This window comes from Lactiplantibacillus argentoratensis (genome assembly GCF_037290055.1).
In the GTDB taxonomy this organism is placed as follows: domain Bacteria; phylum Bacillota; class Bacilli; order Lactobacillales; family Lactobacillaceae; genus Lactiplantibacillus; species Lactiplantibacillus plantarum.
Genome location: NZ_CP147647.1, coordinates 2576241 through 2591386 on the forward strand (window position 1 = coordinate 2576241; position 15146 = coordinate 2591386).

At 44.2% G+C, this 15146-nt stretch carries 14 protein-coding genes; 7 read left to right on the plus strand and 7 right to left on the minus strand.

Features of this window, described 5'->3' with window-relative positions; translation table 11 throughout:
* Positions 1-214: 214 nt before the first annotated feature.
* Together V7R88_RS12335 and V7R88_RS12340 are read right to left on the minus strand one after the other, a co-directional pair.
* Positions 215-1018 carry an Ig-like domain-containing protein gene (locus V7R88_RS12335; protein ID WP_057717701.1) on the minus strand — a complete coding sequence of 268 codons (804 nt, stop codon included), beginning with the start codon at positions 1016-1018 and terminating at the stop codon, positions 215-217.
* A 135-nt stretch (positions 1019-1153) separates the two neighbouring features.
* The gene (locus tag V7R88_RS12340) at positions 1154-1807 is read right to left on the minus strand and encodes an HAD family hydrolase (RefSeq protein WP_054398698.1); all 654 of its coding nucleotides are present in this window, start codon (positions 1805-1807) and stop codon (positions 1154-1156) included.
* Positions 1808-1987: 180 nt separating this feature from the next.
* Between V7R88_RS12340 and V7R88_RS12345 the strand changes: the two genes are divergently transcribed.
* Positions 1988-2317 (plus strand): PadR family transcriptional regulator, encoded by a 330-nt coding sequence (locus tag V7R88_RS12345; protein WP_054398701.1) that lies wholly within the window; start codon positions 1988-1990, stop codon positions 2315-2317.
* The gene (locus tag V7R88_RS12350; protein ID WP_054398703.1) at positions 2314-2991 is read left to right on the plus strand and encodes a hypothetical protein; all 678 of its coding nucleotides are present in this window, start codon (positions 2314-2316) and stop codon (positions 2989-2991) included. The genes V7R88_RS12345 and V7R88_RS12350 overlap by 4 nt, the downstream gene beginning before the upstream one ends.
* Before the next feature lie 73 nt (positions 2992-3064).
* On the opposite strand, the gene V7R88_RS12355 is transcribed toward V7R88_RS12350, so the two are convergent.
* Positions 3065-3442 (minus strand): winged helix-turn-helix transcriptional regulator, encoded by a 378-nt coding sequence (locus V7R88_RS12355; RefSeq protein ID WP_003642329.1) that lies wholly within the window; start codon positions 3440-3442, stop codon positions 3065-3067.
* 111 nt (positions 3443-3553) lie between these two features.
* Here V7R88_RS12355 and V7R88_RS12360 point away from each other — a divergent pair, with 111 nt between their 5' ends.
* Both V7R88_RS12360 and V7R88_RS12365 read left to right on the plus strand, forming a co-directional pair.
* On the plus strand, positions 3554-4759 hold the full coding sequence (locus V7R88_RS12360) for an MFS transporter (protein ID WP_057717702.1): 1206 nt from the start codon (positions 3554-3556) through the stop codon (positions 4757-4759).
* A 530-nt stretch (positions 4760-5289) separates the two neighbouring features.
* Positions 5290-5919, plus strand: a complete 630-nt coding sequence (locus V7R88_RS12365; RefSeq protein ID WP_057717703.1) for a L,D-transpeptidase — start codon at positions 5290-5292, stop codon at positions 5917-5919.
* 131 nt (positions 5920-6050) lie between these two features.
* Here the strand turns inward: V7R88_RS12365 and asnB are convergent, their stop codons facing one another.
* A complete protein-coding gene (asnB, locus tag V7R88_RS12370) occupies positions 6051-7952 on the minus strand; it encodes an asparagine synthase (glutamine-hydrolyzing) (protein ID WP_057717704.1) in 1902 nt (633 codons plus the stop codon).
* 473 nt (positions 7953-8425) lie between these two features.
* Between asnB and V7R88_RS12375 the strand changes: the two genes are divergently transcribed.
* The gene (locus V7R88_RS12375; RefSeq protein ID WP_016527164.1) at positions 8426-9424 is read left to right on the plus strand and encodes an IS30 family transposase; all 999 of its coding nucleotides are present in this window, start codon (positions 8426-8428) and stop codon (positions 9422-9424) included.
* A gap of 129 nt (positions 9425-9553) precedes the next feature.
* Here V7R88_RS12375 and V7R88_RS12380 read toward each other — a convergent pair whose 3' ends face one another.
* The 3 genes from V7R88_RS12380 to V7R88_RS12390 all read right to left on the minus strand — a co-directional run bounded on the left by V7R88_RS12380 (position 9554) and on the right by V7R88_RS12390 (position 12497).
* The gene (locus V7R88_RS12380; protein ID WP_054398714.1) at positions 9554-10300 is read right to left on the minus strand and encodes a LytR/AlgR family response regulator transcription factor; all 747 of its coding nucleotides are present in this window, start codon (positions 10298-10300) and stop codon (positions 9554-9556) included.
* Positions 10301-10304: 4 nt separating this feature from the next.
* On the minus strand, positions 10305-11555 hold the full coding sequence (locus V7R88_RS12385; protein ID WP_054398719.1) for a GHKL domain-containing protein: 1251 nt from the start codon (positions 11553-11555) through the stop codon (positions 10305-10307).
* 360 nt (positions 11556-11915) lie between these two features.
* Entirely contained in the window at positions 11916-12497 is a 582-nt protein-coding gene (locus V7R88_RS12390; protein WP_054398724.1) for a TetR/AcrR family transcriptional regulator, read from the minus strand.
* 133 nt (positions 12498-12630) lie between these two features.
* Here V7R88_RS12390 and V7R88_RS12395 point away from each other — a divergent pair, with 133 nt between their 5' ends.
* Positions 12631-13545: an SDR family oxidoreductase gene (locus V7R88_RS12395; RefSeq protein WP_054398728.1), complete on the plus strand. Its 915-nt coding sequence runs from the start codon at positions 12631-12633 to the stop codon at positions 13543-13545.
* Between the two features lie 39 nt (positions 13546-13584).
* Positions 13585-14997: an NAD-dependent succinate-semialdehyde dehydrogenase gene (locus V7R88_RS12400; protein WP_057717706.1), complete on the plus strand. Its 1413-nt coding sequence runs from the start codon at positions 13585-13587 to the stop codon at positions 14995-14997.
* Positions 14998-15146: the final 149 nt, after the last annotated feature.

The window sequence follows — 15146 nt, forward strand, 5'->3', positions numbered from 1 at the left end:
TGTCTTTTCCATCATGGCAACTATGAACAGCCCCAATTAGCCAATTTATATGTTCTCACCTAACCTGCTAATGACGATAAGCCGTCTGCGTTTTCTTCAATTATTTTAATATTCAGTAGGCCACGTTCAATCTAATTGATCAGCAAGCAACAAAAAAACAATTCCCCGAAATGCCGAGGAATTGTTCGTGCTTAAGATATTTAACGACCCGTCACTACTTGGTAAACGTCCAAACAGCTGCTGGGGCATTGCCAACCTTAACTTTAACGATCTGATTTTTAGCATTAACGACCGTAAACTTATTGGTTGCTGTATAGCGTAAATATAGGGTCTTAGTAGTCGAACCTGACTTATAGCTGACTTTCCAGAACGTTGGCGTCTTGGCAGTCATGCTATAATTCGCATACGAGACCAGCTTTTTAACTTGTTTGCCATTCTTATAAAGCGTCTGATTAAAGCCATTCTTAGCGCTAAACGTTAAAATTTGGGAGTACTTGTTAGTCGTATTCGACTTCCAAGTACCCGCTGGCGCGTTGACTTTAAACGATTTAGTTGTCTTCTTGGATGACGAAGTGGCCGCCGTCGATTTAGTTGCCACTTTGTTAGTCGTCTTCTTAGTTGAAGAGGCAGTAGTTTTGGCAGTCTGAACACGGATGACGCGGTAGAAATAAGCCTTAGTCGTTGGATTCGTGGCGTACACATAAACATTGCTTTGCGCCTTCAATGTCTTGGCTAATTTAACCGTGTACTTTCCCGTCGTTTTAGAGGCCGTTGCAGTTCCAAGATTTTTCTTGGCGTTGGCCGTACTTTTTACAGTGATCTTAGCGCCCTTGGTTGCCGTACCCGTAATTTGCGTCGTATTATTGTAAATTGCATTGACCTTCAAACTTGGTGCGACATTCTTCGTAGCCGTTGTCTTCTTAGTCGCCGCATTCGCTGTAATCCCTGTAACGGGTACCGCTGCTCCCAGCGTTGCCACCATGGCTAAACCAGTTACAGCAATCATCAATTTCTTCATTGATCAAGACTCCTTCGTTCCACTGGCTTACTTGTCAGCGATTTATTTACGCCTCGTAGTATAGCAGTTTTTCTATCGGACAACCGCTCCTTATTAATAATTTAATAATCTTTATGCTTTAATTACAAATGAATCTTATCGAACTGATTTTAAATACGTTATCACATCCGTTAACGACGGTACAATCGCAGTCGCCTGATCAGCATAGGGCTGGTTAGGCCGTTTCATATCCGGCACACAAATTACCGGAATCTTCGCGGACGTCGCCGCTTGAATGCCAGCTTCACTGTCTTCCAGAACCAAACAATCTGCAGGTTGTTGTTGGAGTTTGGCGCATGCCATCAAAAATATATCTGGATATGGCTTACCACGATCGACATCCGGTCCGAAGGTAAACTGGTCGAAATATTGCGCCACATCATGGGACGTCAAAATACCTAATGCCCGCGACTTGATACTAGATGAAGCTAAGGCCACTGAATAATGATTCCGGTGTAAAAACTGCAACAACACCCGTGCTCCCGGTTTGAGCTCAACGCCATCCTGCATAAACGTCTTTTCCAACGCTAACGCCCGCTTTAATCCAGTATCAACATCAAACGGCAAGTCAAAACGTTCAATCAAGTGTTGCATATTCGTCACCGCCGACTTACCACTGTATTCCTGTGCATAAGTCGCCATGGAAAGCGTCTGCCCATAATCCTGTACGATTTGTTGATACATCTTTAATGAAATAACCTCACTATCAATCAATAATCCATCTAAATCAAAAATAACTGCCTTCGTCATACTCACCAACTCCAGTCTATTTATCGTTAATAATCTAAGCTTATCATAACTGTTTAAAAATGTAAGCGGAGTCATTGCTACTAATATTAAGTTTCAAAACTAAATCTGGTTATTGACGGTTTGGTAATTAACACTTATACTACTAGATAGTATTACTATCTAGTTAAAGGAGATTACTAGTTGAAACAAACACAATTGCTCAAAGGTGTGCTCGACGGCTGTGTGTTGGCCATTATTGCGGACCATGAAATTTACGGTTATGAATTGATTCAGGCATTACGTGCAGACGGCTTTGATTCAATCGTTGGTGGCACACTTTATCCCCTACTTGCAAAACTGGAAAATCGTGGCGATCTTATTGGGCAATTCAAAGCTTCTCCTGATGGTCCCCAGCGAAAATACTATGCCATCACCCCTCAAGGTTTACAAACACTAACAACTTTTAATCACCAGTGGTTTCAGTTAAAAGCGCATGTCGATCACATTTTAACGAGGAGGACCCCATCATGACCAAAATTGATAATGACCAGGCACAGCTCAATCAACTTGAACACCAACTCACCCTTAGTGATGCACAATACTTCCACGACTTACGCCTTTATTTGCTGACCAAAGAGCTGTTCAGAAGCAACGAAAAGGCCATTACACGCCAACTCTTGACGATGCTACAAGACTTCCTAGACGCCAGCCAGCATGGCGAAACAGCCTCACAATTTTTTGGTAACGATCCAGCCGGGCTCGCAGATACACTCCTAGCCGAATTACCGCGCAATGGTCGCTGGCAACAAATTCACTTCGTTGGCGTGTTAGTCCTGATTAGCTGGTTCTTCGTTATATTAAATGCTAATACGGCAACAGGATTTCGTCTGAACTGGTTACTTCTTTTCGCCGCCCCACTAGTCGAGATTATCGCCATAGCGCTGATTTTCAAAATTATGAATCATGCGGTTTATGCTGATAGTACGCCATTTAAACAGGAAACCGTTCCGGTTGTTTTAATAACCACTTTGACCCTAGTTATGCTGATTGGACTCTTCTTAATTACGCCACGTTTTGGTTCTTGGGTATTTATCTTTTTGCCGAATCCTTGGGGCATTGGGCTACAAATCATCCAGGCTATCATCACAGTCAGCTGGTTTGGTTACAGTTTACTGTCTAATCATCGTCAACCGACCCAACATTAACTCCCCCTAATCAAAAATGGTACGCCAGAATGTTTTCATTCTTGACGCACCATTTTTAATTTAAACTCATTGTCTATAAATCGTCTCGATGCAACAAGGCAATCTCCTCACCCGCGGCTCGGCGGCGATCAATATTATCCTCTCCCCACACGCACAGCTCATGTAAGACAACGGACAAACTCCGGCCATAATCACTTAATCCATATTCCACGCGCGGTGGCACTTGTTGGTACACTTTGCGCGTCACAATATTAGCTGCTTCCAACTCTCTAAGTTGTTGTACTAACATTTTCTGCGAGATTTGTGGAATCGCCCGTTCCAATTCGCTCGTCCGCATCGTCTGAGTACGCAGATGGCACAAAATAATTGATTTCCACTTACCCCCGATAATTTCCATTGTGGCCTCGACCCCAATATGATAAGTTTTGGTTTCCAATAATTGTCCCTCCATTTCACACTTACTTTTTGGTGGGTATCCCACTTTAAAGTCGGTACTTGTCTAAAAGTCACTCGCTAGTATAATCATTATTTATCAACTTAGCAATAGCAGGAGGCTTATCTTATGACAAAACAGTTTAATCCCAGTTGGACACTTTTGGCACTCGCAATCAGTGCCTTCGCCATTGGGTCAACGGAATTTATTAGTGTTGGTTTAATGCCACTACTCGTTAGTAGCTTTCACATCAACTTGGCGCAAGCCGGGCTGACCGTCTCGATCTACGCCATTGGTATCATGATTGGTGCGCCCGTCATGACATTACTCACCGGTCGGCTTAACCGTCACCGCTTGATGATGTTAATTATGATTTTATTTATTATTGGTAACTTACTCGCAGCAAGTGCCCCAACCTTTGGTGTCTTACTTGCAGGCCGGGTCGTGGCCGCTTTGGCTCACGGTATTTTTATGACCGTCGCCTCAGTAATTGCCGCTGACGTAGTCGCACCTGCCAAACGGGCCTCGGCGATTGCCATCATGTTTACAGGACTGACTGTCGCAACGGTTACCGGTGTTCCGTTGGGGACAATGATTGGTCAATTAGGCGGTTGGCGCTGGTCCTTTATCTTTATTAGCGTGATTGGTGTCATTGGTTTGTTAGCTGATTACTGGTTGATTCCACGTAATCTGCCGTTACCCAGCAAAGCCAAGGTCCGGGGGATTATCCGCGTACTCACTAATCCACAACTACTGTTCGCCTTACTCGTCACGGCGCTGGGATACGGTGGTACCTTCGTAGTTTACACCTACCTATCACCACTACTAGAACAGCAGATGCATTGGTCAGCGAGCGCTGTCGTTTTGATTCTAGTCGTTTACGGCTTAATGGTCGCCCTTGGTAATACACTGGGTGGTCGTTGGGCCAATGCACGGCCCTTAATTGCACTATTCAAGATGTTCAGTGGGTTACTCATCACCTTACTCATTCTAAGTGTCACCGGGTACAGTCACTGGTTAGGACTATTGACCGTCCTACTGATGGGAATCTTTGCCTTCATGAACGTCCCTGGGCTCCAACTCTATATTGTTCAGTTAGCTGAACAGAATACACCACACGATATTACGATGGCCTCAGCGTTAAATATTTCCGCTTTTAACGTCGGTATCGCACTCGGCTCCGGTATTGGTGGTCAAGTCACGACCAACCTTGGCTTAGGCTGGACACCGATCTTTGGTGCCATCATGGTTGCTGTTAGCTTAGCCCTATTGTTAGGTCTAATTTGGTTAGCGCGGCCCGCAAAAAGCACCGACCGGCATTGCGTTCAAAATTAATAACTAAATGACCCGTAGTCGTCTTAAACGGTCATCGAAAACACTAAGCTTAGCGGCTTAACAATGACCGCCAATTCGGTTGTCCTATCGCTAGGCTGAGTGTTTTTCTTTATGTCACTATCTTTTAAATCCACTTAACCGTCACTAGTTCAGGAACCTCATTAGGAGGCGACTCGGAATGTTAGCAATGAATCGTCCCGATTTTCACCGGCAGCCTTCCTACTTTTAGTTGGGATTTATTGTTTATTTTCAGTGTTATTTGAAGACTAATTATTGCCATTTTAGGCTGTCTTAATTGACTTAAAGCCCGAATATGCCCGCTTTACGCCATTGCGACCCCGATTTGTTCGTAAAACCGACTTATCCAGCATTCGACTGGGTTGCATTTTCACTTTCAGAAAGCTATAACGGTAATATACGATTGGTTTTCACTTTTACTGAGAAGGTCCTGATTGAATGGTCAGTATCGACTATTACCACTAACTATCAAGCCAGAGCCAGGCAGGACCAACCAACTATGGGGGCGCAACATGCAACGCAAATCAACATTAATTTTATTAACTAGCATCACTTTAGTTATCGGCTTACTGGTGGTCGGCACTGTCAAAGTTGTTGGTGATGCCCACAGACCTAGCCAATCAGCGGTAGCCACCAAAAAAGTCGTGTCAAAGACGAAAGCCAAAACCACGGCTAAATCAACGGTCATGCGCACACCAATCAACTGGCGTCAATCATCCGAAACAGTCACGTACCCCAATGTCAACCGCTATCCGGACTTATGGATGCACGTATCGTTGGCTAAACAACGGCTATACTTGATGAACCATCACCACGTTCTCTATACGATGTATGCATCCAGTGGCGTGCCAACTGCTGACCGCAAAACACCCCGTGGCACCTATCATGTGCAAGCCGAACGGGGGAAATATTTTTATAGTGCTAGTGTTGATGAAGGTGCCTATTACTGGGTCTCATGGCTCAACCATGGTGAATACTTGTTCCACTCCACACCCGTAGATGCCCAAGGTCACTTTATCAAATCAGACGCTGCTGATCTTGGCAAGCGACCGTCTTCACACGGTTGCATTCATCTGAGCGTTGCAGATTCCAAGTGGGTCTATAACAACATCAAGTATGGCACTAAAGTCGTCATCGACTAACAAAACAACTACAAAACCACCAAAATAAATCATCCAGCAACCTATTTGTATTAAGACAATCAGGTCGCTGGATGATTTTTATTATCATTGGCACGTCGAACGAGTTCTTATTTAGCTTTAATATGAACAGCTTAGCCGATCTCGACTTGTTCAGCAAGATGATTGGCCGTTACACTATCCATTAACATATCAGCTTCCACGTATAGCTTATGCCACATCATGAAGGTCAGCACGGTCCACAATTGACGCGAATGATCACGAACACCCGCTCGATGGTCATCCAATAGTTTCAAGAAATATGTCTTATCAAAATACTGATTGGTTTGCGACGTCACAATAATATTTTTAGCCCAATCATACATCTCATCTTTGAGCCACAACCGAATCGGTACTGGAAAACCAAGCTTTTTGCGATATAACACGTGCGCGGGTACAATATCTTCAACCGCTTTTCGTAAAATGTACTTCGTCGTACCGTGGCTAATTCGCAAGTTGGCTGGAATTTCCGCTGCCAGATTGAACACCTCCCGATCAACAAAGGGTGTCCGCAATTCAAGGCTGTGGGCTAACGCCGTCCGGTCCGCATTATGCAACAAATCCCCATTTAACCACGTGTGCATATCGATAAACTGCATCTTAGAGATTAAATCATAGTGCTTGGCTTCATCGTAAAAGACCCGGGTTGTCTGTTGAAACGAATGGTCACGATTGTAGTGCTTCATGAACTGTTGCTTCTCAGTTTCATTGAAGATAAACGCATTGCCAACGTACCGCTTCTCTAACGGGGTCGTCCCCCGCATAAGCAACGAACGACCCCGCATTCCTGCTGGCATCATCGCGGCTATCCGTTGAAGGGCCCCGTTGATTGGCTTCGTATACCGAAAGGCTTTCAAGGATTCGGGCTCATGATAAATCGTATACCCGCCAAAAAGTTCATCAGCCCCTTCACCGGTGAGACAAACTTTAACGTGTTTGACGGCTTCCTTAGTCAAGAAATACTGCGGGACAGCAGCCGGATCAGCTAACGGATCATCCATGCTCCAGACAAAATGTGGAAAGGCTGCCATGAATGCTTCCGGCGTGATGGTCATTTGAACGTTATCGACATTCAACTTAGCAGCCGTTTCCTGCGCGACGTCTAATTCACTATAGCCAGGTCGTTCAAAGCCCACTGAGATTGTCTTGAGATTTGGATTGAACTGCTTGGCAATCGCCACCACAATTGACGAATCAATCCCGCCCGATAAGAACGCCCCAACTGGGACATCGGAACGCATATGGATTTTAACCGAATCAATCAACGTCTCCTTAAGCCGTGTCGCGTAGTCCTGTTCAGAACGGACGACTGGATGAAACTCCCGATGATAATAACGCTTGATTTGCGGCGCGTGTCCCAACTGTTTTGTTAATGAACAGCCCGGCGCCAGCATCTTGATTTCCTTTGTCAGGGTCTCAGTTTCCGGCACATATTGGAACGTCAAATAATCTTGTAACGCCTTTTGATCAAAATGCTTATCTTTTAAAATCTTATAAATCGCCTTACTCTCAGACGCATAGTAAAAATCATTCCCGGCAATCGCATAATAAAACGGTTTGATTCCAAATTGGTCACGCGCCGCGAATAACGTTTTTTCCTGCTTATCCCAGATCACAAAGGCAAACATTCCCCGCAGATAGGTCGTCAACTTGGCCTGGTATTTGGCGTACATCCCTAAGATCACTTCCGAATCGGAATCCGTCTTAAACGTGTAGCCTTCTTGAATTAACTGTTCACGTAGCTCAACATAGTTATAAATCTCACCATTAAACGTTAGCCAATAACGTTCATTATCATATGACAGCGGTTGATGACCACCTGCCAAATCAATAATACTTAATCGGCGAAACCCCATCGTGATATTATCATCCGCAAAGTACCCCTCATCATCCGGACCCCGATGCACAATCATTTTAGTCATTTCCCGCACAACCTGATCATACGCGGCATTATCAACTTTTCGCCGATCCGTTAAGCACCCAACCAATCCACACATTCTATTCACTCCCACACTTAAGTTATTGCGACTAATCACCAATATTGTCGTTAGTGACCAATCACAAGTCACGCTCAAATCATAGGCAATGCCCAGTACGGCGATTTGACTTGCGGAATAACGGCAAGCCAACCTTGACCATAATTAACAGCCGCACTTGTAGCGAACATAACCCACTTGATTCAAACTGGTTGCTTCTAATTATAATTTAGTGTGGCCCGTCGCAACGGCCGTTTTAAGACAGGCGGACTAACCATTAAACTACATTAAGACCTTATTTGGCCCGTTGAAGATTATTTCAAAATAAATGTGCGCGAACTGATTGGAATGGCTTAGGTCTATAATTCAATACACCTGAATAAAGTGTGACGAATTTACAATTGAAGTGCAACAAATGATCAAAAAGAAGACTCACAGCCTGAGTCCTTGTAAAATATAGTCACCACAACTTACTTACAAGGAGGACTCAGACTATGAGCCTATATCATCATCTTACCTTAAATGACCGTGAATGCCTACTAGTTGGGCTAACTTTAAAACAGTCTTACCAGGCCATTGCCCAACGCATCGGTTGTTCTAAAGCGACTATTTCACGGGAAGTTAGCCGGAATGGTGGTCGTTCTAAATATTCCGCAGTTAATGCGCAACTAAATTATGAGCGTCAACGTTTGAAAAGTCGACGGCCACGGATCTTATCGCAAACTGATATCCGGGCATTTGTCATTAATTGTATCGTCCATCGTAAATGGTCCCCAGAACAAATCGCAGGACGGCTAAATTTTGAGCATAGTAACTGGAAAATCAGTTACAACACAATTTATCGTGGAATTGCTTTGAATAATCTTGGTGAAAAGCGTAAAAGTCATGGTGCCCGTGGATTCGCCCGCCAATTAAGACATCGAGGTAAAACGCGCAAAGTTAAGGGAACTATCAAGGAACGGCGTGGTCGTTTTAACGATGTACCTTCAATCCACGACCGCCCACTTTCGGCTGAAAATAGAACTCGGTTTGGTCACTGGGAAGGTGACACAGTGCGTGGTAAAACCGGACGTTCAGCGCTGGTGACGCTGGTAGACCGTAAATCACGGTATTTATTAGCGGAACGGGTAAGTAAAGTCGCAGCTAAACCCGTGGCACAAGCTATGATGGACTTATTAAATAGCGTCACACCGGAACGGGTAAAGACACTTACACCTGATCGTGGAACTGAGTTTGCCAATTATCAAGACGTCATTGACACTTTAGAAATACCGGTATTTTTTCCAGATCCACACGCACCACAACAACGTGGAACCAATGAAAATACTAACGGTTTAATTCGTGAATATTTCCCCAAAGGAACTGATTTGAACGATTTAAATGACCAAGAGATTATCGCATTTGTCACAGATTTAAATAACCGTCCACGCAAGGTCTTGGGATGGAAAAGTCCAAGTGAAGTTTTCTTCGGCAAAAAGTTGCGCTTGATTTGACAATTCGTCGTAAAAAAATAACCGTTTCAGGAAAATCAAATTGCTGAAACGATTATTTTACTAGTTAGCAAACCGAATCTTGCCAATCTGAATTTTACTGCCGTCAATATAAATCGACTAAGATCTCAATCAGCGATTGTTTTTGCCAATCTGCCGTACTAAGTAGCGACTGGCCGCTGCGGAACACAGGACGGTTTCACCGTTAGCCATCGTTAGTCGCCGATACCGTTTATCCAATGACCGAATGCGGGTCAGATTAACGACATATGACTTATGACAACGATAAAAATCAGAATTCAAATCCGGCACATCCTTTAATAAACCGTAATATTCAAGTTCACCATCATCTAAATGAACGATAATCTTATGTGGGCTCATTGAACTTTCAAAAAATAACACGTGTTGCACGTCCAACGATCGAATCGTCTCACCAATTTTGATCTGGATATAACTATTTTGATCATTGTCTTCAGCTTTGAAACGCTCCTGTGCCACGCGTAAGACGGTATTTAATCGCTCGTATAAGCGATCCGGAAAATCCTTCAAGATAAAATCCAGGGCTTCCACTTGATACTGAAACACCGTCAATGATAGCTCCGTATGCGTCGTCACAAAGATAATCTTACTTCGGATGCCTAAATCACGAATTTGACTGGCAAGCTGAATGCCATTAATATCCGAATTCAACGCAATATCTAAAAGAAAGACGGCTTGAGTTGGTTGCTGACTTTTGACATGCGCTAATACTTCATGCGGATCGGCACTCGTTAGGCCAAATCCCATATCCAATTGACGATCAATAATCACTTTACTGACCAGTTGCTGCAAGGTTTGTAACTGTTTAGTATCATCTTCACAAATATATACTTTGATCATTTTATCATTCCCGCTTTACCGTTAAACGCTGGACAAAGGTTGAGGCCAATAACCGCGTTTCCAATATCATATTTTCGTTTCGATTAACAATTGCGCTGAGCTGACTCAAACCTAAGCCCCGTTCTTGTCCCTTAGTCGAATACCCCGCTTCCTTTAGCTGCCATAAAGGTGGCAAGGAATCAAAAACGTTATTTTGAACTAAGAACACCGTACTGTGGGCCGTCACAAAAATGGCGCTCATCAGCTCACCATGATAGTGACCGGCCGTGGCTTCAATCGCGTTATCTAAAATAATACCTAGCGCAATTGCCAAATCTAATTCATTCGTCGTTACCCCATTAAGTACTTGCTTCAAGTCAAATTGAACTTTAACCCCCTGTGATTGCGCATAGCTGAGTTTGCTAAATAGAATACTCTTGACCGATTTGACCTGAACACGACTTAAATCTTCGAGATTATACTGCTCATCCGAAACGCGCTTGGTCACTGGGGCAATATTTTGTTGATAATATTGCTGTAAACCTGCCAAATCATCCGTTTTCAAATACTCATTAATCGACAACATTATATTCTGATAATCATGACGAAACCGGCGCAATTCATTATAATGCGTTTCGATTTCATGCATGTACCGTGTATCATTTTTGATTTGCAGGCGTTGTTGTTGAACCTGGTACTTGGCCCGAATCGTGACCCGATACTCATCATAGATGGCAATCGCGAGCCCCATAACGACCAACAACACAACTAAGTTACTGACGACCATTCTCAATTCACTGTCGAGTCCCTCGCTGACAATGATGTATAAATAGATGGCGAGTAGCAGCAAGGCCGTAACCCGGTTCAGTCTGGGACGATTGAATGTCGTCTGGATATGCGTATTCATTAAAATCAGATTCAATGTGATTAAACCAACCAGCTGTAATCCCATAAAAATCAAAAGATACCCGTCATCTAATTTCAACATATACGTTAAAAGTGAACTGATATGATCGACGACAATTGACCAGATAATCACCTGTAGGCTAACAAATAATGACTCACTGAAGCTATGTGTATGCCACCAAGTAAACAGCACCACCAGTCCCAATAATGGCAATGCTGCATATTGCCCGATCACTGAAAAAATCCAGCCGCTGACTAGGCTACTGACCACCGCATAACTGATGTCCCAAATACTAAGTACCCGCCAATCACGCAAAAGCACCTTAACGAACAAGAATAGGAACAGCGTTTGCACAAAAATAATCTTCATCAGCTGCCCCACAGCTCCAGTCTACTCATCATTAACACCACCATTTTGCCGGCACACCTATTTTGATTATGACTAATCAATACAACCGGTACCTTCGTTTCACTGAATCGTTTTGCCCACTGTACCATCCAAAGTCCCCCTTACATATTGGTTGTCCCAACGAGTACCTACAGTTTAAAACACTCACCAACACTTGAAAAGAATACACAATGAACCGAATTATTCAACCAGCCTTTAAGATACTAAACCGTCACTTCAAGACGACTAGTCGCTACATGCACGCATACATAAGCGCAAAAAAAGACGCGACCTAATTGATGACCACTCATGTCTATCAATTAGGTCGCGTCTTTAAACCTCCTAATCTTGTTTCATTGCGTCCCAAATCATTTGGAAAATATCATCAAATGTATATTGATCCTGAGCATACCGTCCCTTACTGATATTCGTCGTATGCGTATGAATAGTTGAAAACACGACCCCCATATGCAAACTAACCGGTAACTGCTTAATCACCTTAGCATCGATAGCCGCCGTTAATAAGTTAGCGACAATATTATTCGGATCGGCATCCGCCGCCGAAATCGTCATCCCCTGTCCATTCAATGCCTTGATCTGTTGAATGATCGTCAAGCTATCTGGGTTGGCTAACGAATAGTCGTACACCTGCTGCACGTATAATCGAATCCGAGTCGTCACATCGATTGTTGAATCACTTAATCGGTCTAAGTCGGTAGTACTAAGAATTCGGTTCGTCTCACGCGCATAGACACTATCGATCAGAGCCTGTTTATTCTTAAAGTAGAGATAAACATTGGATTGTGCAATGCCGACGCGCTTAGCCACCTTAGTCGTTGAAACCCCAGCGGGACCCTCAGCGAGAATGATTGCCGCAACCGCATCTTGAATCTTAACTTGTTTGTTCATATCTTTTTTCTTCATGCCTTCAGTATAAAAGATAAAAATATCTTTTTCAAGCTTGACAAAGATAGAATTATCTTTTAAGCTAGTAATCGTTGAAAGATAGATTTATCTTTTAAAAATAAAAATCAAATTTTAAAGAGGTTATATAATTATGAAAATTGCAATGTTAGGTTCATTAGGAAACATTAATCGGATCGTTGTTCCTAAGCTCGTCCAAGCCGGTCATGACGTCACCGTTATCTCAACTAGTCCTAAGCGCCAAGCTTCAATTGAAGCTGTCGGCGCCCATGCCGCCATTGGTACAATGACTGATGTTGATTTCTTATCCACCACTTTTACTGGCAAAGATGTGGTTTACCTCATGCTTTCTGGTGGTATCGGTGACGATCCCTTCGAAGGGGCCGTGGCTCAGGCTAAGATTTGGAAACAGGCAATTGAAGATGCCGGCGTCACCAACGTCGTCAACCTCAGCAGCATCGGCGCAGATGCCGATGAAGTGGCTGGCTCGCTACATGCTTACAACTTAATTGAGCATGAATTACGACAACTTGACGGGGTTAACCTGGCTTTTGTCCGTCCAACCGGATTTTATGCTAACTTGTTCGGTAACTTAGCAACAATCAAGGCTGAACATAAAATTTATTCCAGTACGCCTGCTGCTTCAGCACAAAAATACGTTGCGCCCGAGGACATTGCCAGTGTCGTTTATCCCCTAATTGATCACACGCCGGCCGGTATCACCGTGAAATATGCCTTCAGTGATACGTTCACCGGTGACCAATTCGTCGCTGATCTGCGCTACGCCCTAAACATGCCCGATCTACAATGGGTACAAATCTCAGACGAACAATACCAGGCTAACTTGACGAACCACGGTGTTCCCGTTAAAATTGCCGCTTCATTAGTCCAAACTAGTCGCTATCAGCGCGAACCTGAAGGACTTTATGCAGACCTAAATGCTTCTGACACGAGCGCTGGTCAAGTCAAATTAGCTGACTTTGTCCGTACTTTTGTGGTAGCGTACAATAGTGAAGGCGGTTACCAGTCCCATACAATCGCAGATTAACCGCTTACAATATCTGAACATTTATAGGAGGAGTTTACTATGGCTTATCAAACAATTAATCCATATACCAATGAAGTTGTTAAAACTTACGACAACGCGACCGCTGACCAAATCGAACAGGCCTTAACTACCGGCGACGCCCTTTATCACCAATGGCGTCATGAACCCGTTAGTTCCCGTGCAGCCAGCCTCCATAAGATTGCCGCACTGTTGCGTGAACATAAAGATGAATTAGCTAAAATTGCAACAATCGACATGGGTAAATTACTGAGTGAATCTCAAGGTGAAGTCGAACTATGCGCCATGATTGCTGATTACTATGCTGATCACGGTGCTGAATTATTGGCACCGACCCCAATCAGCACTCAAGCAACGGGCGATGCCGAAATTGAAAAACAAGCAACCGGTGTCTTGATGCTGGTCGAACCTTGGAACTTCCCATACTACCAAATCATGCGGGTCTTCGCACCGAACTACATGGTCGGCAATCCAATGATTTTAAAGCACGCCTCTAATACACCGGGCTCAGCGGCAGCCTTCGCCAAAATTGTCGAAGAAGCTGGTGCTCCCGCTGGTAGTCTAACGAACCTCTTCTTAAACTATGATCAAGTTAGCGATATTATTGCCGACCCCCGCATCCAAGGCGTCGCACTCACTGGCTCTAAGCGTGGTGGCCAAGCGGTGGCCAAAGCGGCCGGTGCGAACTTGAAGAAGAGTTCTATGGAATTAGGTGGTTCGGACGCGTTCGTCGTCTTAGCGGATGCTGATATTGACGAAGCAGTCAACTTAGCATGGCGGGTCCGGTTATACAATGCTGGGCAAGTCTGCACCTCATCAAAACGCTTTATTGTCGCTGCGGATGTGTACGATGATTTCTTAGCAAAGTTGAAGGAACGTTTTGCCAAATTAGTCCCTGGCGATCCTATGGCCCCACAAACTACCTTGGCACCAATGAATTCCAAACGCGCTAAGGAAAAGCTACAAGACCAAGTTGACCGGGCCGTTGCCGGTGGTGCAACCGTTGCTTATGGCAACGAACCAATCGACTTACCTGGCCAATTCTTCCAGCCAACCATCTTAACGGACATCGATCAAGACAACCCCCTCTTTTACGAAGAAATGTTTGGTCCAGTTGCCCAAGTCTTCAAAGTTGATTCTGAACAAGCAGCTATCGATTTAGCCAACAACTCTGAACTGGGCTTAGGTGGCATCGTTTTCGCCGGAACTGCGGCGCATGGTAAAGCGGTTGCCCAACAGATTGAAACTGGGATGGTCTTCGTTAACACCTTCCTCAGCTCCTTACCAGAACTACCATTTGGTGGCGTCAAGGGCTCCGGCTATGGTCGCGAGTTAAGTAGCCTGGGCTTAATGGCCTTTGTTAACGAAAAGTTAGTCGTTACTGCTCAAAAACCTGACTACGACAACGGTGCTGGTGGACTAGTTGTTTTATAGTGATTATTAGTCAGAAGTTCCTACTCCCGGCTAGAATAAGGATATATTTGTGATAACTCGTTGACTTGCTACGTGAGCTCAAAACGACGTCGGGGACGTTCTAGCACTTGTAGCCAGTTTTCACAGATTGAACCAACAACTTTATCGCA